Source organism: Natrinema sp. DC36, from assembly GCF_020405225.1.
Lineage (GTDB): Archaea > Halobacteriota > Halobacteria > Halobacteriales > Natrialbaceae > Natrinema.
The window spans coordinates 2491742-2516393 of record NZ_CP084472.1 but is presented as its reverse complement, the minus strand read 5'-3'; the positions used below and the strand labels follow the sequence as shown (position 1 = coordinate 2516393).

The following is a 24652-nucleotide window of genomic DNA, read 5'->3' as shown; positions in this document are numbered from 1 at the left end:
AGTCGTTCTTCGTCCGTCTATCGGACCTGCGGTCACTCGTCGTCCGTCGACCCCTCATCGGTCGTGTCGACCGGTGCCCGCGGCCGCTCCTTTCCCGGATGTTTTGACTCTCCGAACCCGCCGCTCAAGACCCGTGCGAGCGTCTCTTCGACGGACTCGTCGGTTTCGGTGACGCGGTCGGGGTCGGCCTCGACCGTGAACCCCGACGAGATGTTCGGCGCCGTCGGAATGAAGAGGACGATCCGTCCGTCACTCGTGGTGTGTCCGGTCTTGAACGCCGGCATCTGGGTGCCGTCCCAGCCCTCGACGCTGACCGATTCCTGCAGCGCCTGTTCCTCGCCGAACGTGGTCTCGGCGGCGACCTTCGACGCGTTGTAGAGGACGCGAAGCCCCGGAACGCGGTTGACGACGCCGTCGACGCTCCGCGAGAAGACGCCGCCGATCGTCGTTCGGGTGAACGAGCCGACAACGATCGCCACCAGGACGAACACTCCGAGCGGAACGACGATTCGGAGGACGTAGGCCACGAACGCTCGAGTCGGCTCGTGGCCGATCAGGCCGCGGAGCAATTCGCCGTCGTACACGATCGTCGGTGTGAGTCCGGCGATGATCGCGTAGACCCGATAGACGACGTACAGCGTGACGAGTATGGGGCCGATGATGATCAGCCCGCTCGCGAAGACACGCTTCCACGACCTCATGCTCGTAGCGTGTGTCTGCTGGGACATGATACCTTCCTTTCGCTGGCACCGTCTAGTTCAGCACCTCCTCAGCTAGTCTTCGGCCATTCAGCGCTTGATTCGGTCGATCCGCATTGAAACAGTCTGAAACCACTTTTCGACGTGTTTCGCTCGCTGTAGTTGCGGTGACCGCTCAATTCGTGACGTGTAAGGGCAGTCAGCTAGCCGCCAGCATCGACGACAAACTCTGTTTCGGCGAGGTTGTATTTCTCACCTCGGTAGTATTTTTTTCAGATAGTTTAAACGAAATAAATATGTTCTTGAGGTCGGAACACGTTCAGCATGCAGCGTCGATCCATTCTTGCGTCTATTGGAGTCGGTGTGGCCGCCGGTAGCGCCGGTTGCGTAGAATCTGTCGCCGATATAATTGACAGTTCAACGAGGATCGGCTGGATAGGCGTAAGTAACTACGATACTGAGCCTCACCGGTTCGAGGTACAAGTGGAACGTGGCGGTTCTACTGTTCATGAATCCTCGCACGGAATTCGAGGCAAAGAAGACGACATGCTTTTTGGAGAGGCTTTAGAGTGTACGTGGGGTGACACAGAGGGAACGTATCGTATTCGTTCAAGAATCGACGAAAGTGAGTGGGTTGAACGATCCGTTGCTGATGCGATAGACGGTACTGTCGACTGTGTAACAGTGAGGGTGAGTTACGGCGATCTCGGGGATACGCTGGACGTATTCATCAGAGAGAACTGTGATGACGTTCCGACATACGATGGAGGGTGTGCATTCGCAAACGAATGAGCGAGCGTGGATCGTGACGGCCGACCCGTGCGCTACGGCCAGAGCCCGCGCGTCTCCTTCGCCTCTGCGATCCGTGACAGCGCCACCACGTAGGCGGCGTCGCGCCACGTCAGTCCCTCGGCGTCGACCTCGGCGCGGACGTCGCCCCACGCATCGAGCATGTGTTCCTCGAGTTCCTCGTTGACCCGCTCGAGCGACCACTGGCGGCGGTTGATATCTTGCAGCCACTCGAAGTAGCTCACCGTCACCCCACCTGCGTTCGCCAGGATGTCCGGAATCACCGGGACGTCTCGCTCCTCGAGGATGGTGTCCGCGGCGAACGTCGTCGGACCGTTCGCGCCCTCGACGACGATGTCGGCCGCGATGGCGTCGGCGTTGTCCGCGGTGATGACGTTGCCGACGGCCGCCGGAATCAGGACATCGGCGTCTAACTCGAGGAGTTCGGCGTTCGAGAGCCGACGGACGCTGTCGTCGTCGTCGAGTTCGTTCGCGAAGCTGGTGACCGCTTCCGGCTCCTCGTCGTGCGATGGGATCGCATCGACGTCGATCCCCTCTGGATCGTAGATCGCGCCGTTGACGTCGCTCACGGCGACGACGGTCGCGCCCCAGTCCTCGAGCAACCGGGCGGCGTTGGCACCGACGCTGCCGAAGCCCTGGACGGCGACTGTCGTGTCCGAAATCTCGCGATCGTAGTACCGAATCGCTTCTCGCGCGGCGATCGCCGTCGAGCGGCCGGGGGCCTCCTCGCGGCCGTAGGAGCCGCCGATGACCGGCGGCTTGCCGGTGACGACGCCGGGGATGGTCTCGCCCTGTTGCATCGAGTAGGCGTCCATGAACCAGGCCATCGTCTGGGCGTCGGTGCCCATGTCCGGCGCGGGGACGTCTTTCGTCGGCCCGACGGCGTCGCGCAGTTCCTCGGCGAACCGGCGGGTGAGCCGTTCCGTCTCGTCGTCGGTCAACGATTTCGGGTCGACGGCGATGCCGCCCTTTCCGCCGCCGAAGGGGAGGTCCATCACCGCGCACTTCCAGGTCATCCACATCGAGAGCCCGGTACATTCTTCGGCACTCACCTCGGGGTGATAGCGCAGGCCGCCCTTGTAGGGCCCGCGAACGTCGTCGTGCTGGGCCCGATAGCCGGTGAAGACCTCGACATCGCCGTCCTCGCGCTCGAGGGGAACCGAAACCTGCTGAACACGCGTCGGGTGCTTCAGCCGTTCGACGACGCCGGGGTCGACGTCGACGTGGGTCGCGGCTCGCTCGAGTTGCCTGCGGGCGGTGATCAGCGCCGAGTCCAGGTCGTCGTCCGATACAGTCTCGTCCGCGGATGGTGTCGTGCTCATGAGTTAAGCGATTGTGATGGTCGGCGGCGTTCGGTGATCGCGTGTTCGATGGCGGGCAGCGTCAGGTCGTGAACAGTCGTCGCGGGAAGTCCGCCAGCGTCTCCGCGCCGTCGCTGGTAACGTGAAACGTCTCGCTGATCTCCATGCCGATCTCGTCGGTCCAGATCCCGGGGATCATGTGGAACGTCATGTCCTCCTCGAGGATAGTCTCGTCGCCCGGTCGGATGCTCGCGGTGTGCTCGCCCCAGTCCGGCGGGTAGCCCAGCCCCATCGAGTAGCCGATGCGGTCCTCCTTCTCGAGGCCGTACTGCGCGATGGTGTCGCGCCACGCCTTCTCGACCGACTCGCAGGTGACGCCGGGTTCGGCGGCGTCGAGCGCGGCCTCGAGCCCCTCGACGACGATATCGGCGGTCTCCTGGAGTTCGTCGGGCGGGTCGCCGACGAACGTCGTCCGGGCCAGCGGCGAGTGATACCGGTGACGACAGCCCGAGAGTTCGATGATGACCGGATCGCCGTCCTCGAACTCGCGGTCGGTCCAGGTCAGGTGGGGCGTCCCGGTGTGATCGCCCGAGGGCATCAGCGGGACGATCGAGGGGTAGTCGCCGCCGTACTCCTCGGTCCCGGTGATCAGTTGCTCGTAGATCGCTGCCGCGGCCTCGTACTCCGGCACGCCCTCCGCGATCGTCTCCAGGCCCGCCTGCATGGCGTTTTCAGAAATCCGGGCGGCTTCGCGCATGTACTCGAGTTCCTGTTCGGACTTTTTGATCCGGACCCAACCGACTAGCAAGGTTGCGTCCTCGAACTCCGCTTCGGGTAGGTTCTCCTGCAGGCGCGTGTACGATTTGGCGGTGAAGTAGGCGGCGTCCATCTCGAGGCCGATCCGGCCGTCCGCGACCTCGAGTTCCTCGAGGACGCCGGCGACGTAGTCCATCGGGTGGAGGTCGTGGGGGGAGTGGACGTGGTCGTCGCTGTAGGCGCGGATACTGTCGTCGCCGAGGTGGGTCGTCGCCCGCGCGCCGCCCCCGTCCATGTCGCGGCCGATCCAGACGGGTTCGTCGCGATCAGGGGTGACCACGACGGCCTGATGGACGTAGAACGACCAGCCGTCGTACCCCGTCAGGTAGTTCATGTTCGCCGGATCGGCGACGACGATCGCGTCGAGGTCCTCCTCGCGCAATCGCTCTTTGGTCCGAGCGACCCGCCGCTCGTACTCGGCCTCGTCGAAAATATGCTCTCGTGGCATGATAACAGGGCTTCTACGAGCAGCATCGATCAGGAGCGCTAAAAGTTTTTCGTGTATATAGAATACAGATACTGTTTACAACTTCGGGCTGTGCCGTCGAGAGCATCGGACAGCGACTCGAGAGCGGGTGAGAAACAGTCGGTTCGCACACGCCCACTCCGCTCCCGGCGAACCACCGCCCGTTAAGACACGTCGGTTCGTCCCGGCGGATATGGCAATCCTCGAGACTATCGCGATCGCGTTCTGGGCGATGTTGCCCGCCTACGTCCCCAACAACGCCGCGGTGCTGGCCGGCGGCGGTCGGCCGATCGACGGCGGCCGAACGTGGGGCGACAAGCGCGTACTGGGCGACGGAAAGACCTGGCGCGGGACGGCGATGGGAATCGCCGCGGGCCTCGCGCTCGCGGCCGTGCTCACCCTCGTCGAGCCGGCCGTCAACGACGCGCTCGGCTTCGCACTCCCCGAGTTCACGCCGCTCGCGGCGCTCGGCCTCGCCGGCGGTGCCATGCTCGGCGACATCCTCGCGTCGTTCCTCAAACGCCGAAGCGGCCGCCAGCGCGGCGCGATGTTCCCCGGCCTCGACCAGTTGGACTTCGTCGTCGTCTCCCTCCCGCTGGTCGCCCTGCTCGATTTCGAGTGGTTCAGCGAGTGGTTTTCGCTCGAGGTCATCCTCGTCGTCGTCGTCCTCACGCCGATCCTCCACGTGACGACGAATATGATCGCGTACGAGCTCGGGCTGAAAAACGAGCCGTGGTAGTCGTCTGGAAAGCGGGCGGTTGACTGCTTGCTACTCGAGCGTCGCTTCCATGTCCGCAACTGCGGCGGCGTGGGCCTCGTGTGCCCGTTCCAGATCGATCGGATCCGAGATCATGCTGAAGAAGCCGTGGATCATGTCGTCGTAGTTGTGGTACTCGACGGGGACGCCGGCGTCCGCGAGTCGGTCGGCGTACTTCGCACCGATGTCGCGCAGCGGATCGAAGCCGGCGGTGATGATTGTCGCCGGCGGGAGTTTCGAGAGGTCGTTCGCGCGCAGCGGCAGTGCGTAGACGTTTCCGAGGTCGATATTGGTCTCGTAGAGGTGGCCACGGAACCACTCCATGTCGTCTTCCGTGAGGAAGTAACCCTCCTTGTTCTCCTCGTAGGCCTCGGTGACGGTCGCGTCGCCGACACTGGGGTAGAGCAACAGCTGATACGCGATCTCGGGGCCGCCCCGATCTCGAGCGAGCAGCGACAGTCCCGCCGCGAGGCCGCCGCCGGCGCTGTCGCCACCGACGACGATCTTCTCCGGGTCGGCGTTCAGTTCGTCGGCTTCCGCGGTCGCCCACTCGAGCGCGGCATAACAGTCCTGTAACCCCTCGGGGAAGGGGTGATCCGGCGCGAGCCCGTAGTCGACGCTGACGACGGGATAACCGGTGTCGTCGGCCAACTTCCGACAGACGCCGTCGTGAGTGTCGATGCTGCCGACGACCCACCCACCCCCGTGGAAATACAGGAGCAGCGGCCGGTCCTCCCCTTCGGTTCCGGGGTCGTAGCTCCGCACCGCGAGGTCGCCGTGTGGCCCGTCGATGGTGTGGTCCTCGACGGACGCGAGTTCGATGTCGGGCTCCTCGACGACGCGCATCTCCTCGAACATCCGTCGAGCCTCCTCGGGCGTGATTTCGCTGAACTCCGGAGTGTCGAGCGATTCGTAGAGTTCGAGAAACGCTTGCACGTCCGGATGCGGCTCGGCTGCACTGGCTGGTGTCATCAGGGAACACACGCGCTAGCAGCTATAAAAATGTATACGTACTGGCATTCTCCGCTCGTTCCCTCCCAGCGTCCCGTTCCACACCGCTTATTTCGGTTCGGCGCGCTCTCTCGAGCAATGACGAATCAGGACCTCATCGACGCCCTTCGCGCGGCAGACGCCGTCCAGTTCGGCGAGTTCGAACTCTCCCACGGCGGCACCAGCGAGTACTACGTCGACAAGTACCTCTTCGAGACCGACCCGGACTGCCTCGAGTTAGTCGCCGAGGCCTTCGCGGACCGAGTGTCGGCCGACGACAAACTCGGCGGCGTCGCGCTGGGCGGCGTCCCCCTCGCCGCCGCAACGAGCGTCGCGGCCGGCGTCCCCTACGTCATCGCGCGAAAGCAGCGCAAGGAGTACGGCACCGGCAACCTGATCGAGGGGCGACTCGAGGACGGCGAGGAGGTCGTTATCGTCGAGGACATCGTGACCACGGGAACGAGCGTCGTCGAGGCCGTCGAAGCGCTTCGGGACGCCGGTGCGACCGTCGAGCGCGCGCTAGTTGTCGTCGATCGCGAGGAGGGCGGCCGCGAGAACATCGAGGACGCCGGTGTGGAGATGGAAGCGCTGGTGACTGCGAGCGAGTTACTCGCCGATCGCGACTGACCGACCGGCGTCCCGGTAGCGAGCGGAACGGCGGTTCACTGCCCGTAGGATTCGAACTGCTCGAGCACCGTTTCCAACTGCTCGTCCGACAGCGTCTGGGGCTCGAGCCCGGCCGCGCGGGTCTCGAGGTACAGTCGAGCGAGGCTCTCGACGTGGTGGGTGTTCTCGAGGGCGGTTTCGATATCTGACGCAGTAACCACGAGCCCGTGGTTTTCGATGAACGTCGCCGTCGCGTCTGCTTCGTCCATCGCGCGGACGATGTGTTCGGCCAGCTCGTCGGTCCCGTACGGCGCGTACTCGGCGACCGGGACGCGCTTCCCGACCGCGACGATCATGTAGTGAATCGGCGGCAGCGGCTCGTGTGCGACGGCCATCGCGGTCGACCACGGCGAGTGGGTGTGGACGATCGCGCCGACGTCTTCGCGCCGGTAGATCGCGGCGTGCATCGGGACCTCGCTGCTCGGGGCCATCTCGCCGCCGCGCCGATCGCCGTCGACGCCGACGACCGGGACGTCATCGACGTCGAAACTGTCGTAGGGGACGCCGGTGGGCGTGACCGCGAATGCGTCGCCGCCGGCACCGTCGCGGACGCTCAGATTCCCCGTCCGGCCGGGCGTCAGCGCGGCGAGTGCCGGCGCGTGCTCGACCACCGCTCGTCGCTGGGACTCGAGCATCACAGTACCACCGCCGTTAGCGCCGCGAACGAATCTATCCTGTGGTCCGGCCGGCGATTCCCCTCGAGCGCCTCGCCGTCGCGTTCGCCGTCGGGGTCGAACAGCACCGTCTCCAGCCCGACGGCGTTCCCGCCCGCGATGTCAGACTCGATGTCGTCACCCACCATCACCGCCTCCGACGGCCGCCGGTCGAGTCGCGACAGGGGCAGCGTGAACATGACAGAGCCCGGCTTCTCCCGGCCGGTCTCTTCGGAGGTGAGAAGCAGGTCGATGTGGGACTCGAGTCCCAGTGCGGCGAGTTTCTCGAGTTGGATGCGCGTCGTGAGATTCGTGACGATGGCGACGTCGATCCCGTTTTCGCGAAGCGTCTCGAGGGTTCGCTCGACATCGGGATAGAGCGCCATTTCGTCGATATACGCCTCCCAGTAGGCCTCACCGAGCGCGAGCGCGTCCGCCGGTTTCGGGCGACCGACGCGGCGCTCGAGGGCGCGTTTGAAGTAGAGGAAGCGCTCGTGGGAGGCCGCCGTCCCGGGGAGTTCGCGCTTCGTTGCACGGCGTCCCGCCTGGTAGAACTCCTCGAACGACTCGCGGTCGAAGTCGTAGCCGAGGTCCCGCGCAGTCGCTCGAGCGGCGTCCTTTCCCGCCTCGTTACACGGCGAGTAGGGATAGAACGTGTCGTCGAAGTCGAAGAGAACGGCGTTGACGCTCATACCGGCCTATCGAGGGGACGGGAAAAACGAGTACCGGTCCCGAGAGCGACGCGGCGATGAAGGGACGCGAAGGCGATTCCACGGACGAATCGGATCGGCAGACGTCCGGACTGGCAAGTTCGGCGGGAACTGATCGCCCGGCTCTGTTACTCTGTTAATCAAAACGACGGGGGTTCGTGAAAACATCACGTTTTTAAGATGATGCCGACTCTAAACGGAACTCGAGGGGATACTTGATGATCGACGATGACGAGATATTCGAGGCGTTGGCGGACGTTCGCCGGCGTGAGCTATTAGTCGAGTTACTGGGCCGAGATCGGCTCCGCATCTCCAAACTGACTGGCATTTCTCGACAAATCGCCGAAGCAGACGGGGGATTGCTCCGCACGTATCTCTCCGGATCCGGCGAGAACTCGGACGCGGACGTGGAACTGCTCCGGAAGCACCACGTTCACCTGCCGAAACTGGCTTCGTACGGCTTTATCGAGTGGGATCGGGACGAACACATCGTCACGCGAGGCCAGCGATTCGAGGACATGAGACCGTTTCTCGAACTGATAGACGAGCATCGGAACGAGCGTCCGATACCGGAACGGAACCCGGTACGTCTCTCCGTCGACGACCGGTGACCGCACACTCGGAGTTGCGTTCTCGTTCGCTCGCCCGCTTCGCCTGCGTTGGAATTCGATCGCGTACTGACAGTCTCCGGTCGAGTGCGATAGTTCCCCGTCGACTCCCATTCGAGCGACGGCAACCACATCGCCGTCCAAGCCCCATCACAACGCTTTTATTCCGTTCGAGAGTAGCCGTAGCCACGATGGTAGGTGTCCGCTTTACAGGGGCGTTTGCCCGTTTCTAATTCCCACCTACCGCGTATTGCGTCGGCCACAGTCGACCAGTGTGCGGGACGCGGCGCGGACACGCCACCGGGATTTTCACCACTTCCACAGTCATGTCAGAATCAGATTCACAGCGGCAGATAGCGGTCGTACTACCCGACGGATCGGAGCTCGAGGTCGCCGAAGACGCCACGGTCGAGGACTGCGCCTACGAGATCGGCCCCGGTCTCGGCAGCGACACGATCGCCGGCAAACTCGACGGCGAACTCGTCGCCAAGGAACAGCCGGTCTACGACGGCGCGGAACTCGAGATCGTCACGAACCAGTCCGAGGAGTACCTGCAGGTCATGCGCCACTCCGCCTCGCACTGTCTCGCACAGGCCGTCGAACGGCACTACGACGATGTCGACCTCGCCATCGGCCCGCCGACGGACGAGGGCTTCTACTACGACTTCGACAACCTCGATATCGACGAGGAAGACCTCGCGGCCCTCGAGGACGAGATGGAAGAGATCATCGCCGAGGACTACGAGATCGAGCGCGAGGTCGTTTCGATCGACGAGGCCGAGGAGCGACTGGCCGACGAGCCCTATAAACTCGAACTCCTCGCGGAGTTCGCCGAGGAGGGAGACACGGTCACGTTCTACAGGCAGGGCGAGTGGGAGGACCTCTGTGCCGGCCCGCACGTCGAGTCGACGGGCGAGATAGGTGCCGTCGAACTGCTCGAGATCGCGGGTGCCTACTGGCGCGGCGACGAGGAGAACACGATGCAGACGCGCATCTACGGCACCGCCTTCGAGGACGAGAGCGATCTCGAGGAGTTCCTCAATCGCAAGCAAGAAGCCGAGAAACGCGATCACCGCCGAATCGGCAACGAGATGGATCTCTTCTCGATCCAGGACGTGACGGGGCCGGGGCTGCCGCTCTATCACCCCGCCGGAAAGACCGTGCTCAAGGAACTCGAGGGATTCGTCGAGGATCTCAACGAAGACGCGGGCTACGACTACGTCGAAACCCCCCACGTCTTCAAGACGGATCTCTGGCACCGCTCGGGTCACTACGAGAACTATCAGGACGACATGTTCATCTTCGACGTCGGCGACGACGAGTTCGGCCTGAAACCGATGAACTGTCCCGGCCACGCGGCTATCTTCCAGGATCACTCCTGGAGCTACCGCGACCTGCCGATCCGCTACGCGGAGAACGGCAAGGTCTACCGCAAAGAGCAGCGCGGCGAACTCTCCGGACTCTCGCGGGTCTGGGCCTTCACGATCGACGACGGCCACCTCTTCGTCCGCCCCGAGCAGATCAAATCGGAGGTCGAGCAGATCATGGACATGATCACGGACGTGTTGGACACGTTCGACCTCGAGTACGAGATGGCCCTCGCCACCCGCCCCGAGAAGTCGGTCGGGAGCGACGAGATCTGGGACCGCGCAGAGGAGCAACTCGAGAGCGTGCTCGACTCACACGGCCACGAGTACGAGGTCGAGGAGGGCGACGGCGCGTTCTACGGGCCGAAGATCGACTTCGCGTTCGAGGACGCCATCGGCCGCTCGTGGGACGGTCCGACGGTCCAGTTGGACTTCAACATGCCCGAGCGCTTCGACCTGAACTACGTCGGCGAGGACAACGAGGAACACCGCCCGGTCATGATCCACCGCGCGCTCTACGGCAGCTACGAGCGGTTCTTCATGATGCTCATCGAGCACTACGAGGGTCGGTTCCCGCTCTGGCTCGCGCCCGAACAGGTCCGCGTGCTGCCCATCTCCGACGACAACCTCGGCTACGCCCACCGCGTCGCCAACGAGTTCGACGACTTCCGCGTCGAGGTCGACGGCCGCGATAGCACCCTGGAGCGGAAGATCCGCGCGGCACACGACGATCGGGTCCCCTACCAGATCATCGTTGGCGACAACGAGGAAGACGACGGCAGTATTTCGGTCCGGGACCGCTTCGAGGACCAGGAGTACGACGTCGAAATCGAGGCGTTCCGGAGCCATCTCGAGGCCGAGCGCGAAGAGCAGCGGACGGAACCGGACTTCCTGCGGTAACGACCGCTACCGAGCGGTTCGACATTTCTCTGCTATCGTGCTGCCATAGTGGCCGCTCAGTTTGGGTATCGGTCGCTCGCTCGGACTCACTCGAGTGAGACACTGCCCGCTCGAGTGCGTGCCACATTCGTGCTGATTTCACGAGCAGAACCCGATCGTAATACCCATAGTTGCGGAATCGTGCATATCCGTATGAACAGAGCCGAGAAGGCAGCCCTCCAGCTGCGGGCCGTCGACGTACTGCGGATGTTGAAGGAGACGAGAACGTACGATGAACTCGCCGAGACGACGGGGCTGCCGGCGGGCGATCTCAACCGATACGTCAACGGGCACGTCCTTCCCGGTGCCGATCGCGCGCGCGAGGTCGTCGACGAGCTCGGCCGGGAGGCATTAGCCGAGGAGCTCGACGCGCGCATCCGCGTCGACGACGAGGGGTACGTGGACAATTCGGCAACCGTCTTCGATCAGCCCTTCCTCGATCTGGCCGCGCCGGTCGTGGCCAACGGCTTCGACTTCGAGCGACCCGACGTCGTCCTCACCGCCGCGACCGACGGAATCACGCTCGCGGCGGCGCTCGCGAGCTACTACGGCGTCCGCTGTGCCTACGCGAAAAAGCAAAAGGAGACCGCCGTCGAGGAGTTCATCGAGGCCCGCCAGCGACTCCAGTCCGGAATCGAACTCACCTACTATCTGCCCGCCTCCGCGATCGATCCGGGCGAATCGGTACTGGTCGTCGACGACCTCATTCGCTCGGGCGAGACCCAGGAACTCCTGTTGGACATTGCCCACACCGCCGAGGCCGAGGTCGCCGGCGTCTTCGCGCTCATCGCGGCCGGCGAGGACGGCATTCGGCGCGCCCGCGAACGCACCGACGCCCCGATCGGCTCGCTCGTTACCGTCTGATACGGACTGCTGTCCGTCGTGTTCGGCCCAGTCGTCGGACGGCCGCGAGTCGGATGGTCGCAGTCGGACGGCCGCAGTTGTACCAGGAACCCGGTCCGGCAATCCGTCTGACAGGGTGCCCGAGTGACTCGAGTTTCGATCCTCGACGTGACGACCGAACGGCGATCGTCCTCAAGATCGAACGGACGATTCGTCGAGCGATTGGTTCGCCAACAGCTGCCGAGTAATCGCCCGAGGGGAACCGTGTGAACGGTTGGCACATTATTAATCATTAGGTTTATGGTGGTGTCGCCAGTTAGTGGAGGTACGCACATGACGAAGACAGTCATCCTCGGCGTGATCGGGTCCGACGCACACGTCGTCGGGATTACCATCCTGGAACAGGCGCTGGAGGCAGCCGGATTCGACGTCGTCAACCTGGGCGTGCAAAGCTCCCAGGAGGAGTTCGTCGAAGCCGCGTCCGCCAACGACGCCGAGGCTGTACTCGTCTCGTCGCTCTACGGCCACGCCAAACAGGACTGCGAGGGCTTCCACCAGCGAATCGCCGAATCCGACATCGACGTCACGACCTACATCGGCGGCAACCTCGCCGTCGGACAGGACGACTTCGACGAGACGCGGTCGTTCTTCCGAAAGATGGGTTTCGATCGGGTCTTCGACTCCGAGACCGACCCCGAGGAGGCCATCGAGGCCCTAAAAGCCGACCTTGACATCCGTTCGGCCGAGTCCGAACGGGAAGGCCAGACCGTCTCGGTCTAATCAGTACCGTTTCTTGTCATTCCGTTTCGCGTCACACTGCTCGATCAGTAGTCGCTGTTCGTTACTCTGCGTAGTCGCTGTCGACGTCTGCAACAGGGACTCCGACGGCGACGAACGATCACCGAACGATCGTCACCGGCACCGGCGACCGGCGGGCGACCGTCTCCGCGACGCTGCCGAGAAGGATTCGACTCGCGCCAGTCCGGCCGTGGCTGCCGACGACGATGTGGTCGATATCGTGTTCGGCGGCGTAATCCACGATCGATCGTGAGACGCTCCCGAGGACGTGTTCCGTCTCGAGTTCGACGCCGTGTTCGGCCGCCTGTTCGCGCGCCGTCTCGAGGATATTCTCGGCTCGCTCCTCGTGGTGGCCCTGTACCTCGTCGTAGTTCGCCATCGCGGTCCCTTCGATGCCGCTGACCGCGTAGAAGTCGCCCGGATCGAGGACGTAGAGTGCGGTGATCGTCGCCTCCGGATACTCCGTGCAGGCGAACTCGAGTGCCTCGGTAGACTGGTTCGAGTCGTCGACCGCCACGAGAACGTGTCGTGCCATACGAGATCGTTCGCGTGCCGACGGAATAAGTCCACCTCTGGACCCGGCGAGTTGGGAATCGGATACTTCTACGGAGCGAGTACTCGTTCGATTGCCGCCCGAATCCGCTCGGAGCCCGGCCGATACGCGTCCTCGCGGGCTGGAAGCGGAATCGGCACGTCGTAGCCCGTCACCCGCTCGATGGGTGCCTCGAGCGACCAGACGGCCTCGTCCGAAATTCGAGCCGCGATCTCGCCGGCGAACCCGCCCGTCCGCGGGGCCTCGTGGACGACGACGCAGCGACCGGTCTTGCGGACGGACTCGAGGACCGTTTCGGTGTCCATCGGACTGATCGTCCGCAGGTCGATCACCTCGATATCGGCCTCGAGACCCGCGACCGCGTCCTCGACCTCCCGGACCATCGCGCCCCACGCGATAACCGTGGCGTCAGTTCCCTCCTCGACCACGCGCGCCTCGCCGAGCGGGACGACGGTTTCGTCGGGGACCGGTCGCCGGGCCGCCCGGTACAGCGGCATGGGTTCGAAGAAGAGCACCGGATCGGGACTTCGAATGGCCGAGCGCAGCAGTCCGGCCGCGTCCCGTGCGCTCGAGGGGATCGCGACTTTCAGCCCCGGGATGTGGGCGTAGCCCGCCTCGTAGCTCTCGGAGTGGTGCTCGAGGGCCGAGACGCCGAGGCCGTACGGCGCGCGGACGACCATCGGACAGGTGATTTTCCCGCGCGAACGGTGGCGAATTCGCGAGAGGTGCTGGTGAATCTGGGCGAACGCCTGGAAGCTGAACCCGGCGAACTGGATCTCGGCGACCGGCCGGTAGCCCGCCGCCGCGAGGCCGACGCCGAGGCCGACGATGCCCGCCTCGGCCACCGGCGCGTCGTGAACCCGACCGGGGAAGGCGTCGAGGAGGCCCTGCGTCGCCCGGAAGACGCCGCCGTCGACGCCGACGTCCTGGCCGTAGACGAGCACGTCGTCGTCGCGCTCGAGTTCGGCGCGTAGCGTCCCCCGGATGGCTTCGACCATGTTCAGTCGGTCGGCGTCCTCGAGGGCAGCCTCGGTGGCTTCTGCCGTCTCGCTGGCGCCGCTCCCCTCACCGATACCCGTGTCCGACGTCGATGACCCACCGTCACCTCGCTGGCCCCCCTCGGCTGGCGCGACCGTGTGCCCGTCGTCCGCGACGAACGCCTCGCGCTGGCGCTCGAGATACGGTGGTCGTTCCGCGTACGCGTAATCGAACATGTCCACCTGTTCGGCGGTCGCTTCCGTCTCCCGGGCCGCCTCGAGTGACTCCTCGAGATCGGTTTCGATCTCGGACTCGATCGATTCGATGGTCTCGTCGTCGAGAATTCCGCGGTCTCGGAGGTAGCGTTCGAACCGCAGGATCGGATCCAGCGGTTCCCACTCTTCTTCTTCCTCGGTCGTCCGGTAGACGGAAGGATCGTCCGCCGTCGTGTGCATCTCCCGCCGGTAGGTCGTCGCCTCGATCAGCGTCGGCACGCCGCGCCGAGCGCGCTCGATGGCCGCTTTCGTAACCGCGTAGACGCCCAGAATATCGTTGCCGTCGACCTGAACCGGTTCGATCCCCGCGGCGACGGCTTTCTGGGCGAGGGTCGCGGCCCGCGTCTGTTTCGACAGCGGCGTCGAGATCGCGTACTGGTTGTTCTGGCAGAAGAAGACGGTCTGGGCCTCGTAGACGCCGGCCAGATTCATCGCCTCGTACACCTCGCCCTCGCTGGTCGCACCGTCCCCGAAGTAGGTGAGCGCGACCGACTCCGTATCGTTCATCGACTCCGCCCAGCCGATTCCGGCGGCGTGAAGCGGCTGGGTCCCCACGGCGATCGACGGCGGCATCATCGGCACGCCCTCGGGCGGTGCTCCGCCCTCCTCGAGTCCCATCGCGTACTCGATGATTTCCTGTGCCGACCCGCCGCGGGCCAGCGCCGACGGATGTTCGCGGAACGCGGGTACCGTCCAGTCGGTCTCGTCGAGCGCCGCGGTGCTCCCGACTTGGGCGGCCTCCTGCCCCGTCGCGGGCGCGAACGTCCCTAGCTCACCTCGTCGCTGGAGAGCGATCACCCGCCGGTCGAGTCGCCGCGATCGCTTCATCGTCCGGTACCACTCGAGCAGTCGCTCGTCGTCGATTTCGGGCTCGAGGGACTCGTCGACCCGACCCTCCTGATCGAGTATCTCGACGCGATCGATCGAGAACGCGGCGACCTGAGAGCGCGGCATATCTCCGGTACGACGGTTGGCTACTTAGTGCCCGTCTCGGCCATCGCGTGGCCGGCGCTCGGCGCTGCTGTGGGAGTCGTCGGATAGGCGACTGCACGGTCCGCACGGTCGCTCTCGACTCGAGTCGCAGAAAAATCGACGTGAAATCGGCTGTGGTGACTATCCGCGTTACTTCGCGCGGCCTTGACCGCCGTTGTTGGACGGACGGACCTTCTCTGCACCTTTACCGCGGTTGTTGAGGCCGCGGTTCGACTTGCCGGCGTTGGTGAGTCCGCGGAACGCGCGGTTCGTGTGGTCGTCGTCGCAGATCCAGTTGAGATCGTCGTCGTTCTCGATCGCGGGGTGGTTCGGATCTACGAGGATCATCTCGAACCACTTCTGGCTGCCGTCTTCCCCGACCCAGTAGCTGTTGAGCACGCGCAGGTTGGGGTACTTCCGGGAGACGCGTTCCTCGCCGATGCGCTGGATGTTCTTGCGCCGCCCGATGCGGTTGACACCCTGGCGCTTGGAGCGCCGACCGGCCTTGTGTCGCTGTTTCCGGGCGGTCCCTTTGCGGACCGAGACCCGGGTCACGATGATGCCCTGTTTCGCCTTGTAGCCGAGTTCGCGCGCCTTGTCGAGTCGCGTCGGGCGATCGATTCGCTCGATCGCGCCCTGATCGCGCCACTCCTGTTTGCGCTGCCACTGTAGCTCCCCGAGCTTGCCGTCGTCGGGGTCCTTCCATGCGTCCTTGATGTGGGAATAGAAGCTTTTTGCCATTGTATTCACCCGCGGGCGTTGCGTGGTTCAATCCCGACCGGGGCCGAGCCCCGCGGATCACATCCCGACCTGTGACGTGATGTCGTACAGGTGCCCGCTGATGCCCGCGCGAACCAGCGAGTCTACCGAACCTACCCAACTCTCGAGTATAAGGGCTTCGAACTCCGATGCGGAACGATTCCAGCGAGACGAGTGAACGCCGCCTATCGCATCAACGGGTTACCGCACCGGGACGCGCTCGTGCACGCCGCCGGGCGTAATTCCGTTGACCGTCGCGAAGACGGCTCCCAGGACTAGCCCGTAGACGAGGTGGCCGAGGCCGAACACGAGCGCGCTGACGAGTTCCGCCGTGGCTCCCGAGACGGGGAGGAACGGCAGCGGCAATGCCGCAACGCCAGCCCGTTCCATCGCCAGCGGAAACACGACGCCGCCGGCGAAGAGCCCGATAACGGAACCGAAGACGAGTCCCATGATGACGTAATCGCCAAACGAGCCGATCTGCTCCCGGACGAACGACCGCGAGGCGATAGCGGCGAACAGAAGCCCGAAGATGATGCTAATCATCAGGTGAATCGTCCAGCCGATGCCGATCGCCGTGCTGGGCTCCGTCGCGAGTCCGCCGAGTAGTTCGATCTGGTTCCCACCCAGGTGAAGGACCAGTCCCATGGCGATACCGGCGATGAGGCCACCCGTGACGCCACCGCCCCAGATTCCGATGCTGTCGGTATCGTGCTTGTTAGTACCACTCATATGTCGAGATACGGATCTGATCCTGATCAAGGTCTCCATTCGTCGGTTTTCGAGACACACTGGAAACGGTGAGTGTCCCTGAAGCTGCCGTTGCGGACGAACGCGTAATTGGGGCGTCTCTCATCCGATAGTGCCACGGATAACCACTCGAAACCGATCCGATAGTACTGCTCCCGAGATCTTGCTTTGGGGCGATACAGCGGTTGAGAAGTCGTTATTCAGGATTTGTGTAGTAGCTACTATATACGGGTTGGGCGCGTGTTTCTCACATGGTCTTTCGCATCATCGACGCGATGACCGACGGGTTCTCCCGCACTACCGAGCGGAACGGACTCGTCTTCGTCGCCGTATTCGCCGTTCTCGCACTGTTGAACGCACTCGTCGCCCCGGTGGAAATCGGAACTGCCACCGGTGCAACGCCCGCTACGGGACTGGTCGGACTCGCCACCGGAGTGCTCTCGCTCCTAATCGGGCTCGGAACGATCGCCGCGGCCATCGTCGCGCTCCGGACGTTTGCGTCCGACGAAACCGAGACGATTCCCCGCGAGTTCCGCCGCCGGAAGATCGCCACTGCCACGCTCAACGCCTTCGTCGGCACCATCGTCTTCGTGGTGCTCGTCGCCGTCGGCAGTATCTTCCTGCTCGTGCCGGGACTGTTCGTGCTCGTCAGCCTCTACTACTGGAGCGCGTTCGTCGCGATCGAGGATCAGAACTTCGTCCGGGCGTTCCGCAGCAGTTGGACGCTGACCCGGGGAAGTCGCCTCCGCCTGTTCGGCCTCGGAATCGCTGTCGTCGTCCTTGGCCTCGCCGTTAACGCGACCGTCGCGATTCCGTCGCTCCTGCTCGGCGACGGCGCCGGGCTCGTCCTCACGCAGCTCGTCGCTGCGGTCGTCACGGTGTACACCATCGCGACCACCGCCCGCGCATACGACCAGCTTCGCGGCCTCGAGCATCCCGCTGATCCGGAGCCACGACCGGGATCCGCCGGAATGGCCGCCTGAGACGGCACTCGAGCGTTTCGAACGGCCGCTACTCGAACGGGCGGGTATCACGCGTTCCCGAATTTCATATAGCGGTATGAAATTCATTGGGCCGAACGGAGGGCCGTATTCCATCGATTGACCCGCTGCGCGATCGATCTCGAGAACGCTGCTCGAAGCCGTTGGGTGGGCGAGCCGTGTACTGATTGGGGAGGAAAGCGTTTTTCACGCCGATCGTCCGCTCACTGTCGTTTCCGGGGGTATCCGTCCGATACCCGACTTCGAACCCTGTAACGGAGCCGAGACGTACGGCTCCGGTATCGGGAAGAATCAGCTCGAACCGCCACTTGCAGAAAATCAGGGTCTCAGACGAATTCGGCGACCGTCTCGAACGAGTCATCGGCGATCGCCTCGGCGAGTTCGTCGCTCGCGAGTCCGTCGGGGACGTGCTGGGGGTACTTGCGCCGGAAGTAGCCGACGATGTTCGTCAGATCGCGTCGGAGGAATTCGTCGGCGTTCTCGTGGTCCGTCGGGACGGCCTGGGGCCAGTCGAAGACTTTCACGCCCTCCTCGTTGACGAAGACGTTGTACTCGCTCATGTCGGCGTGGACGTACCCCTTCGCGTACGCGCGCGAGACCTCCGAGAGCAGGAGATCGAGGACGCCCAGGACTTGCTCGTCCTCGAGTCGGGTCTGGGAGAGTTCGACGCCGTCCATCTTCTCCATCACGATGGCGTGGCGGTTCTGGCCGATCGGCTGTGGCACCGCGACGTCGGGATAGAGTTCCTCGAGGATGCCGTGTTCGCGCTCGGCAGCCTTTCGGGCGGTGTACATCCAGGAGACGTGGTCGTTCTCGGACGTGTAATCGCGCTCCTTGTGGACCTTCCGAAAGTTCGTATAGCCCTCGCGGTGATACTTCAGCGCCAGCGGCTTGTACGACTTGACCTCGTAGACGTCGCTCTCCTTGCCGACGCCCAGCGGCGAGCCGAACTCGGAAATGGTATCCTGTTCGACGAGCGCCCGCAGGGCCAGGGTATCGTAGCCTTCGAACTGGAGGGTGTAGCCCTCGTACTGGATCGTTTTCTTCTCGACCAGTCCGCGCTCGAGACAGCGCCCGAGCCGATAGTCGACCTCCTCCTCGCTCAGATCGGAGAACTTCGGGAGCTTCTCCCGCTGGACCCACTCGGAGAACCGCATCCCCTGTTCGACCCCCGAGAGGAGATAGAAGTCCTCCGCCTCGAGTTCCGGGAGCAACCCGGCGACGTTGCGCACCATACGAGCCGATAGCCGGCGTGTACGTAAAAACGGCGTGACGAGCGCTCGTACTCGGGGCCGATCAGCGGGATCGGCGCTCGTCCCTGGGATCGATCGGCGATATTGGCGTTCGTACCGCGATCGGGAGCGTGTCGATGCTCGCTCGAGGCGACGTGACCTGACTCGAGGCTCCCGTTCGAGGGAGCTCGAAGCCGCGTTTCCACCCAGAATAAACCTTCTAGTGCTATACGAAATGTCGATGGCGTCGGAATCACTTTCCACCTCGTCCGCGTGGAGTCGGACATGACGGCACTGTCCGATCGGGACTGGCGACTGATCCGGGACGAACCCCGTGACGGGGCGACGCAGATGGCCCTCGAGGAGATCGCCGCACGAACGGCGCTCGAGGACGACGTTCGAACCGTTCGAACCTACTCGTGGGAGCCGAGTACGCTCTCGCTGGGGTACCGGCAGGACGCCGACACGGTCGACTGGGACTTCTGCGAGCGCGAGGGGGTCGACGTCACCCGCCGGCAGACCGGCGGCGGCGGGATCTATCACGACCGACACGCCGATATTTCGTACACGATCGTGGCTCCCGCCGACGAGGTTCCGGGGGACCTGATGGAGTGCTACGAACTGTTCTGCGAGCCGATCCTCGAGGCCTTCGATCGGATGGGCGTCGACGCCGCCTTCGCGTCGGCCGAACGGGACGCGATCTATCAGCCCTCGTGCTATCTGCGGGACATCAACCCGGCACACGACATCGTCGCGCCCGCGGAGGCGGGCACGGGAGCACGTAAGATCAGCGGCAACGCTCAGTACCGCCAGCGCGACGTCGTCATCCAGCATGGTTCAATCAGTTACGCCCTCGAGCCCCGGAAACACGTCGGGGTGTTCGATACCGAACTCGAGGAGTCGACCTTCACCGATCGGGTGACGAGCATCCGTGACGAGACCGGGATCGATCGCGAGGAAGCTGTCGACGCGATCGCGGGGGCGCTGCGAGACTGGTGTGACGCCGAGGAGTCGACCTGGAACGACGGCGACCTCGAGGCCGCCCGTGATCTCGCCGACCGGAAGTTCGGTTCTGATGCGTGGGTTCGGAATCGGGAGATGCTCGAGGTGGACAACCAGTGACCGTCGGCGATCGACCGGCGTCTCGTAGACGGGCTCGAACGATTGCTGCGGTGGCGCGTGCTGTCCTGCGATGAACGACCAGTGAATCGCAGGTAAAACACCGCGCGAGGGATGAGCGAACGTAGTGAGCGAATCGGCTGGGGAGGACGTGGTATTCCTAGTTACCAGAAGTAGGTGACAGCTATTTACTCCGGTATGATACAACCTATCTGTTCAAAACCGATCACCGGTTCTCATACTGGCATCTAGGGATTTCCACACCCTCCCCAACCGATTCGCTCGGTCTTTTCATTCCCTCGCTCATCCCTCGCGCGGATTCGAGCGACGGTTCGCCGGTGGCGAACCGTAGCGCGGCACGCGCCACCGCACGTCTCTCGGCCGGTATGGAGTCGTCGTCCGAACTCGAGTCGCTCCGAAGTACCTATCACGAACGGGTACTGACGAGTGGCCATGAAGGTCGGCGCACACGTTTCGATCTCCGGTTCGCGCGTCTCGTCCGACGAGGAAACGCCGCCGTACGACGATCTCCGCAACGCGGTCCACCGCCAGACCGCGTTCGGCGGCAACTGCGGGCAGGTGTTCACCACCTCGCCGCAGGTCTGGGCACAGCCCGAGATCAGCGACGAGGCGGCCGCGGGCTTCCGAGAAGCGAGCGACGAACGACTCGAGGGGCCGTGGGTCATCCACTCGGCCTACCTCGTCAATCTCTGCACGCCGAAGGACGACCTCCGCCGGAAGTCCATGGAGAGCATGCAGGCGGAACTCGACGCCGCCGAGCGACTCGGGATTCCGTACGTCAACGTCCACCTCGGGGCCCACACCGGCGCGGGCGTCGAAGGCGGGCTCGACAACGCCGCGAGCGTCATCGACGATCTCGAGGTGCCCGACGACGTTCGGATCCTCATCGAGTCCGACGCGGGTAGCGGGACCAAGCTGGGCGGCGAATTCGACCACCTCGCGGGGATCATCGACCGCACCGAGACCGATATCGGAATCTGCATCGACACCGCTCACACGCTCGTCGCGGGCAACGACCTAACGACGCCCGAGGCCGTCGACGAGACCGTCGGCCGCTTCGACGACGTGGTCGGCCTCGAGTACCTCGAGTACATCCACCTCAACGACTCGAAACACGACGTGGGCACGCACAAGGACGAGCACGCCCACATCGGCGAGGGCTACATCGGCGAAGACGGGATGAAGGCAATCGTGAACCATCCGGATCTTCGGGAGCTGCCGTTCGCGCTCGAGACGCCGACGGAGGACGGCCGCGGCTTCGCGTGGAACATTCAGCGGGTCAAAGAGCTTCGCGACGACGAGTAGCCGAGACCGCCAGGGTAGCGCCGAACGTCACGGACCTGCAGCGGATCCGGGAAATCGACCCGTTTTTACTCGAGACGCTCGAAACGCCGTCCGTGCGCGAGTTTTCCGAATCCTACCTCAGTCGGACCCGCGAGGGGATGTGGGCCGATTCCCGCGATGCGCTCGAGCCGCTCGCCCTCGACTCTCGCGACCGTATTCTGGACGCGGGCTGTGGGACCGGCGAGTTGAGCCGCGTCCTCGCGGCGGAGTCGCCGGGCGAGGTGATCGGCTGTGACGCGGATTCCGACCTGCTCGCGGCCGCGAGCGAGCACGTTCCCACCGTCGCCGGCGACGCCGTTCAGCTCCCGTTTCCCGACGACACCTTCGACCTCGTGGTCTGTCAGGCACTCCTGATCAACCTCCCCGATCCCGCGGCCGCGCTCGAGGAGTTCGCCCGCGTCTCCACCGACCTCGTCGCGGCCGTCGAACCCGACAACGCCGCGGTCGAGATCGACTCGAGCGTCGACGCGGAAGGCCGACTCGAGCGACGGGCGCGGCGGGCCTACCTCGAGGGCGTGGACACGGACGTGGCACTCGGGGCTGGCGCTCGCGACGCGTTCGAGACGGCGGGGCTCGAGGTGCTCGCAACTCGCCGGTACGACCACGTTCGAACGGTCGAACCGCCGTACAGCGACGGCGCGCTGACGGCGGCCCGCCGGAAGGCGACCGGCGACGGGCTGGCCGACGACCGGGAGACTATCCTCTCGGGGGCGGTGACCGAGTCGGAGTACGACGAGCTTCGCAGTTCGTGGCGGGAGATGGGGCGAACCGTCGTCGAGCAGATGGGTGCGAAGGAGTATCGCCGCGCGGAAACGGTCCCGTTCTTCGTCACCGTCGGGCGGGTTACCGCCAGTAGCCACTGAAACGAATCACACACCGATGGCAACGCCATTGTACGAGCGGGGGTGCAGTGACTGGGACTGGTAACTGGCAGTGGCTGCTATCGTCCAGTTCCGAGAAAGGGACGTGTGGCAGCGGCGTTGCGCCACGGCTCACCACGGGAGAAGCGCCCGCAGACCGCTCCCGACCAGTCCGCCGACGAACCCGTCGATGGCGGTCAGCACGGAGAATGCGAGCACGATCAGAACGACGCTCGGCAGTCCGAGTCCCGTGAGCATCGGGCTGATCGGGCCGATCGATGCGAGTACCAGCAGCGGCGGTTCGTTGTACAGTCCGAGAAGCGTCCCGAGGAACGCCGTCACCGTTCCCGCGACGCCACCGACGATCGCGCTCGCGATCACCGCGTGACCGATGCCGGAGACGATCCGACCGACGGCGTACGCGGCGATGAATCCGGCGACGACGCCGCCGCCGAGACGAGTGAGCAGCGGGACCATCAACCCGGTGAGGTTGACGAGAACGCCGACGGTGGCGGCGCCGGCGATGATCCACGTGTCGACCGCCTCGATCGATGGGTCGTTCGCTTCGACGCCGACCGTCTCGTATTCACTCATCTCTCAAGTTCACCACGTTTCTGAACAGCGTACCGATTGCGTGCGTCTGCATTACTAGCTTAGCGGTTCCGTCGTCTCTTCGGTCGTTTTTCGAAGGAAGTCGGTCGGTTCCTCGGCCGTTTTCTCGACGTAGTCACCGGTTTCGTTGGTCGTTTCCTCGACGTGATTACCGGTTTCGGTGGCCGTCTCTTCGGTCGATCCGACGAGCTGTTCGTCCGTCTCGTTCGGTTCGCTGGTGACTGTCTCCGTCACGTCTTCGGTGGTGTTCCCAACGTGGTCAATCGTCCCGGTGACCGTTTCTTCGGTGTGATTAACAGTGCCTTCGACCGTTCCTTCGGTGTGGTCGACGGTGTCGTTGACTGTCTCCTCAGTGTGATCGACGGTGTCGTTGACCACCTCTTCGGTTCGGTCGAGCGAGTCGTCGACCGTCCCGGTGGTCTCATCGAGGGGGTCACCGGGTTCGTCGACCGGTTCGGTCACGGCGTCGTCATCCCGTCCGTCAGTCTCGTTCGATTCGTTTCCAGTGTCACCCAACGTCTCATCGGATCTGTCCGCTCCGTTCGGCCAGTTTGCGGAGTCGTTGGCCTCATTCTCGTCCGGCGTCCCGTCGGTTTCGTCGTTCGTCCCGTCGCTCTCGGTAGCGGATGCGCTCTCGTTGGCGGGCGCGTCGAATATCGCAGGCTCGGGGATACCCGCGCTCGAGTCCGTTTCGACCGAATAGCCGCTCGTCGAGAGTCCTCGCATGGTGATCGAGCGAGCGTTGACGACGACGTTGCTCCGGTCGGCGGTGACGCACTCGCCGACCTCGGAGAGGTTGTTTATCCCCTCGTTTTGCCGGTCGGTCTGCAACGCGATGGTCGCCTCCGGTTGCGTCTGCTCGAGCTCGACCCGTCTGTTCCCGTCGAGATAGATGGTGACGTCCTCGTACGCGTCGTTGCGGACGACCAGTCGATTGGTATCCGACGAGAGTTGCTGGACGCAGACGGTGGCACCCTCGATCACGCCGAGTTCGACCGTGGAGAGGCTATCGTCTTCCTGTGCGGCTGCTGGGAGCGTACCGATTCCGGTCGCAGTACTCCCGACGACGACCAGCAAGACGACGCCGAGCGTGCGGGGTCGGCTCATGTATCGGGCGAGTCAACCGGCTGCGTTCGTAGTAGCGTCGTCGCTCGTGCCGGTGTCATTCGTCGGCACTCCGTTGGGTGTTGGTTTCGGCGCTCTCGCGGAGCCGTGCGCTCGCTTTCTCGACGACACGTCCGACTCGCTTTCGCAATCGCGCGATGGCTCGGTCGACCTTGCTCGGTTCCGCCAGCGCGTCGTCGGCAACGTCGTCTCGGGGTTTCCACGCGATACAGAGGTTGCCGCCGAGGATGCCCAGCAGCATCCCCAGGAACAGCCCGCCGAGGGAACCGAACAGCGAGAAGATCGACAGAACGACGCCGATAACACCGATCTCGTGGGATTTAGACGGGCTGTACAGTGCGTACACGCCCGTCAGGAAGACGAACACGCCGATCAGGGCACCGATGGTGAGAAAGCCCGCCATCTCTCCGCCGATGAAGATGAGATCGGGCAGTATCTGCATCGGTACCCAGGTGATGAGGATCCCAGCCAGACAGAGCAGGACGCCGCCCATGAACGGGCGTCGCGTCCGCCAGTCGTTGAACCGGTTCCATCGGCTCCCGATCCACCCGGTTCCCCGCTTCCACCGGCTTTCAAATCGGTCGGGATCGGTTTCGGAGTCGCTCTGGCTGTTTTGAGTTGCCATTGAA

At 64.2% G+C, this 24652-nt stretch carries 25 protein-coding genes and 1 pseudogene; 11 read left to right on the top strand and 15 right to left on the bottom strand.

What is annotated here, in order from left to right:
- Nucleotides 1-32: 32 nt before the first annotated feature.
- A complete protein-coding gene (locus LDH74_RS13110; RefSeq protein WP_226039163.1) occupies nt 33-701 on the bottom strand; it encodes a DUF502 domain-containing protein in 669 nt (222 codons plus the stop codon).
- 52 nt (nt 702-753) lie between these two features.
- Nucleotides 754-952, bottom strand: a pseudogene (locus LDH74_RS13105) (IS6 family transposase); the annotation flags it as partial.
- A 109-nt stretch (nt 953-1061) separates the two neighbouring features.
- Between LDH74_RS13105 and LDH74_RS13100 the strand changes: the two are divergent.
- Nucleotides 1062-1490, top strand: a complete 429-nt coding sequence (locus tag LDH74_RS13100) for a hypothetical protein (RefSeq protein ID WP_226039162.1) — start codon at nt 1062-1064, stop codon at nt 1488-1490.
- 32 nt (nt 1491-1522) lie between these two features.
- Here the strand turns inward: LDH74_RS13100 and gdhB are convergent, their stop codons facing one another.
- Complete coding sequence (gdhB, locus tag LDH74_RS13095) at nt 1523-2830, bottom strand: glutamate dehydrogenase GdhB (protein WP_226039161.1); 1308 nt, start codon at nt 2828-2830, stop codon at nt 1523-1525.
- 61 nt (nt 2831-2891) lie between these two features.
- A complete protein-coding gene (locus LDH74_RS13090) occupies nt 2892-4073 on the bottom strand; it encodes a M24 family metallopeptidase (RefSeq protein WP_226039160.1) in 1182 nt (393 codons plus the stop codon).
- A gap of 211 nt (nt 4074-4284) precedes the next feature.
- Here LDH74_RS13090 and LDH74_RS13085 point away from each other — a divergent pair, with 211 nt between their 5' ends.
- The gene (locus LDH74_RS13085; RefSeq protein WP_226039159.1) at nt 4285-4830 is read left to right on the top strand and encodes a CDP-2,3-bis-(O-geranylgeranyl)-sn-glycerol synthase; all 546 of its coding nucleotides are present in this window, start codon (nt 4285-4287) and stop codon (nt 4828-4830) included.
- A 30-nt stretch (nt 4831-4860) separates the two neighbouring features.
- Here the strand turns inward: LDH74_RS13085 and LDH74_RS13080 are convergent, their stop codons facing one another.
- Nucleotides 4861-5820, bottom strand: a complete 960-nt coding sequence (locus tag LDH74_RS13080; protein ID WP_226039158.1) for an alpha/beta hydrolase — start codon at nt 5818-5820, stop codon at nt 4861-4863.
- A 117-nt stretch (nt 5821-5937) separates the two neighbouring features.
- Between LDH74_RS13080 and pyrE the strand changes: the two genes are divergently transcribed.
- Nucleotides 5938-6465 (top strand): orotate phosphoribosyltransferase, encoded by a 528-nt coding sequence (gene pyrE / locus LDH74_RS13075; RefSeq protein ID WP_226039157.1) that lies wholly within the window; start codon nt 5938-5940, stop codon nt 6463-6465.
- A gap of 35 nt (nt 6466-6500) precedes the next feature.
- Here the strand turns inward: pyrE and LDH74_RS13070 are convergent, their stop codons facing one another.
- Nucleotides 6501-7142 carry a class II aldolase/adducin family protein gene (locus LDH74_RS13070; RefSeq protein ID WP_226039156.1) on the bottom strand — a complete coding sequence of 214 codons (642 nt, stop codon included), beginning with the start codon at nt 7140-7142 and terminating at the stop codon, nt 6501-6503.
- Complete coding sequence (locus LDH74_RS13065) at nt 7139-7849, bottom strand: HAD-IIIA family hydrolase (RefSeq protein WP_226039155.1); 711 nt, start codon at nt 7847-7849, stop codon at nt 7139-7141. Before LDH74_RS13065 ends, LDH74_RS13070 begins: the two co-directional genes overlap by 4 nt.
- 236 nt (nt 7850-8085) lie before the next feature.
- Here LDH74_RS13065 and LDH74_RS13060 point away from each other — a divergent pair, with 236 nt between their 5' ends.
- The 4 genes from LDH74_RS13060 to glmS all read left to right on the top strand — a co-directional run bounded on the left by LDH74_RS13060 (nt 8086) and on the right by glmS (nt 12404).
- A complete protein-coding gene (locus LDH74_RS13060) occupies nt 8086-8478 on the top strand; it encodes a hypothetical protein (RefSeq protein ID WP_226039154.1) in 393 nt (130 codons plus the stop codon).
- A 323-nt stretch (nt 8479-8801) separates the two neighbouring features.
- Nucleotides 8802-10742 carry a threonine--tRNA ligase gene (gene thrS / locus LDH74_RS13055; protein WP_226039153.1) on the top strand — a complete coding sequence of 647 codons (1941 nt, stop codon included), beginning with the start codon at nt 8802-8804 and terminating at the stop codon, nt 10740-10742.
- A 192-nt stretch (nt 10743-10934) separates the two neighbouring features.
- Nucleotides 10935-11645, top strand: a complete 711-nt coding sequence (locus LDH74_RS13050; RefSeq protein WP_226039152.1) for a phosphoribosyltransferase family protein — start codon at nt 10935-10937, stop codon at nt 11643-11645.
- 312 nt (nt 11646-11957) lie between these two features.
- Nucleotides 11958-12404: a methylaspartate mutase subunit S gene (gene glmS / locus LDH74_RS13045; RefSeq protein ID WP_226039151.1), complete on the top strand. Its 447-nt coding sequence runs from the start codon at nt 11958-11960 to the stop codon at nt 12402-12404.
- 118 nt (nt 12405-12522) lie between these two features.
- On the opposite strand, the gene LDH74_RS13040 is transcribed toward glmS, so the two are convergent.
- From LDH74_RS13040 to LDH74_RS13020, 4 genes are all read right to left on the bottom strand, one after another.
- A complete protein-coding gene (locus LDH74_RS13040; RefSeq protein ID WP_226039150.1) occupies nt 12523-12957 on the bottom strand; it encodes a universal stress protein in 435 nt (144 codons plus the stop codon).
- 68 nt (nt 12958-13025) lie between these two features.
- Complete coding sequence (gene pdhA / locus LDH74_RS26660; protein WP_345778527.1) at nt 13026-15182, bottom strand: pyruvate dehydrogenase (acetyl-transferring) E1 component subunit alpha; 2157 nt, start codon at nt 15180-15182, stop codon at nt 13026-13028.
- Between the two features lie 168 nt (nt 15183-15350).
- Nucleotides 15351-15941, bottom strand: a complete 591-nt coding sequence (locus LDH74_RS13025; RefSeq protein ID WP_226039149.1) for a 50S ribosomal protein L15e — start codon at nt 15939-15941, stop codon at nt 15351-15353.
- A 219-nt stretch (nt 15942-16160) separates the two neighbouring features.
- Nucleotides 16161-16691, bottom strand: a complete 531-nt coding sequence (locus LDH74_RS13020) for a hypothetical protein (protein WP_226039148.1) — start codon at nt 16689-16691, stop codon at nt 16161-16163.
- 269 nt (nt 16692-16960) lie between these two features.
- On the opposite strand from LDH74_RS13020, the gene LDH74_RS13015 reads away from it, so the two are divergent.
- Nucleotides 16961-17692 carry a hypothetical protein gene (locus LDH74_RS13015; protein ID WP_226039147.1) on the top strand — a complete coding sequence of 244 codons (732 nt, stop codon included), beginning with the start codon at nt 16961-16963 and terminating at the stop codon, nt 17690-17692.
- A 344-nt stretch (nt 17693-18036) separates the two neighbouring features.
- Here the strand turns inward: LDH74_RS13015 and LDH74_RS13010 are convergent, their stop codons facing one another.
- On the bottom strand, nt 18037-18945 hold the full coding sequence (locus LDH74_RS13010; protein WP_226039146.1) for a serine/threonine-protein kinase RIO2: 909 nt from the start codon (nt 18943-18945) through the stop codon (nt 18037-18039).
- A 282-nt stretch (nt 18946-19227) separates the two neighbouring features.
- Between LDH74_RS13010 and LDH74_RS13005 the strand changes: the two genes are divergently transcribed.
- From LDH74_RS13005 to LDH74_RS12995, 3 genes are all read left to right on the top strand, one after another.
- Nucleotides 19228-20064, top strand: a complete 837-nt coding sequence (locus LDH74_RS13005; protein ID WP_226039145.1) for a biotin/lipoate A/B protein ligase family protein — start codon at nt 19228-19230, stop codon at nt 20062-20064.
- 450 nt (nt 20065-20514) lie between these two features.
- A complete protein-coding gene (locus LDH74_RS13000; RefSeq protein WP_226039144.1) occupies nt 20515-21387 on the top strand; it encodes a deoxyribonuclease IV in 873 nt (290 codons plus the stop codon).
- 92 nt (nt 21388-21479) lie between these two features.
- Entirely contained in the window at nt 21480-22289 is an 810-nt protein-coding gene (locus LDH74_RS12995) for a class I SAM-dependent methyltransferase (RefSeq protein WP_226039143.1), read from the top strand.
- A gap of 129 nt (nt 22290-22418) precedes the next feature.
- On the opposite strand, the gene LDH74_RS12990 is transcribed toward LDH74_RS12995, so the two are convergent.
- Genes LDH74_RS12990 through LDH74_RS12980 form a run of 3 tightly spaced genes read right to left on the bottom strand, consistent with a single transcriptional unit; the run spans nt 22419 to nt 24648 of the window.
- On the bottom strand, nt 22419-22880 hold the full coding sequence (locus LDH74_RS12990) for a hypothetical protein (protein WP_226039142.1): 462 nt from the start codon (nt 22878-22880) through the stop codon (nt 22419-22421).
- 54 nt (nt 22881-22934) lie between these two features.
- Nucleotides 22935-24005: a hypothetical protein gene (locus LDH74_RS12985; protein WP_226039141.1), complete on the bottom strand. Its 1071-nt coding sequence runs from the start codon at nt 24003-24005 to the stop codon at nt 22935-22937.
- A gap of 55 nt (nt 24006-24060) precedes the next feature.
- Nucleotides 24061-24648, bottom strand: coding sequence for a DUF6114 domain-containing protein (locus LDH74_RS12980; protein WP_226039140.1), 588 nt, complete (start codon nt 24646-24648; stop codon nt 24061-24063).
- Nucleotides 24649-24652 lie beyond the last annotated feature (4 nt).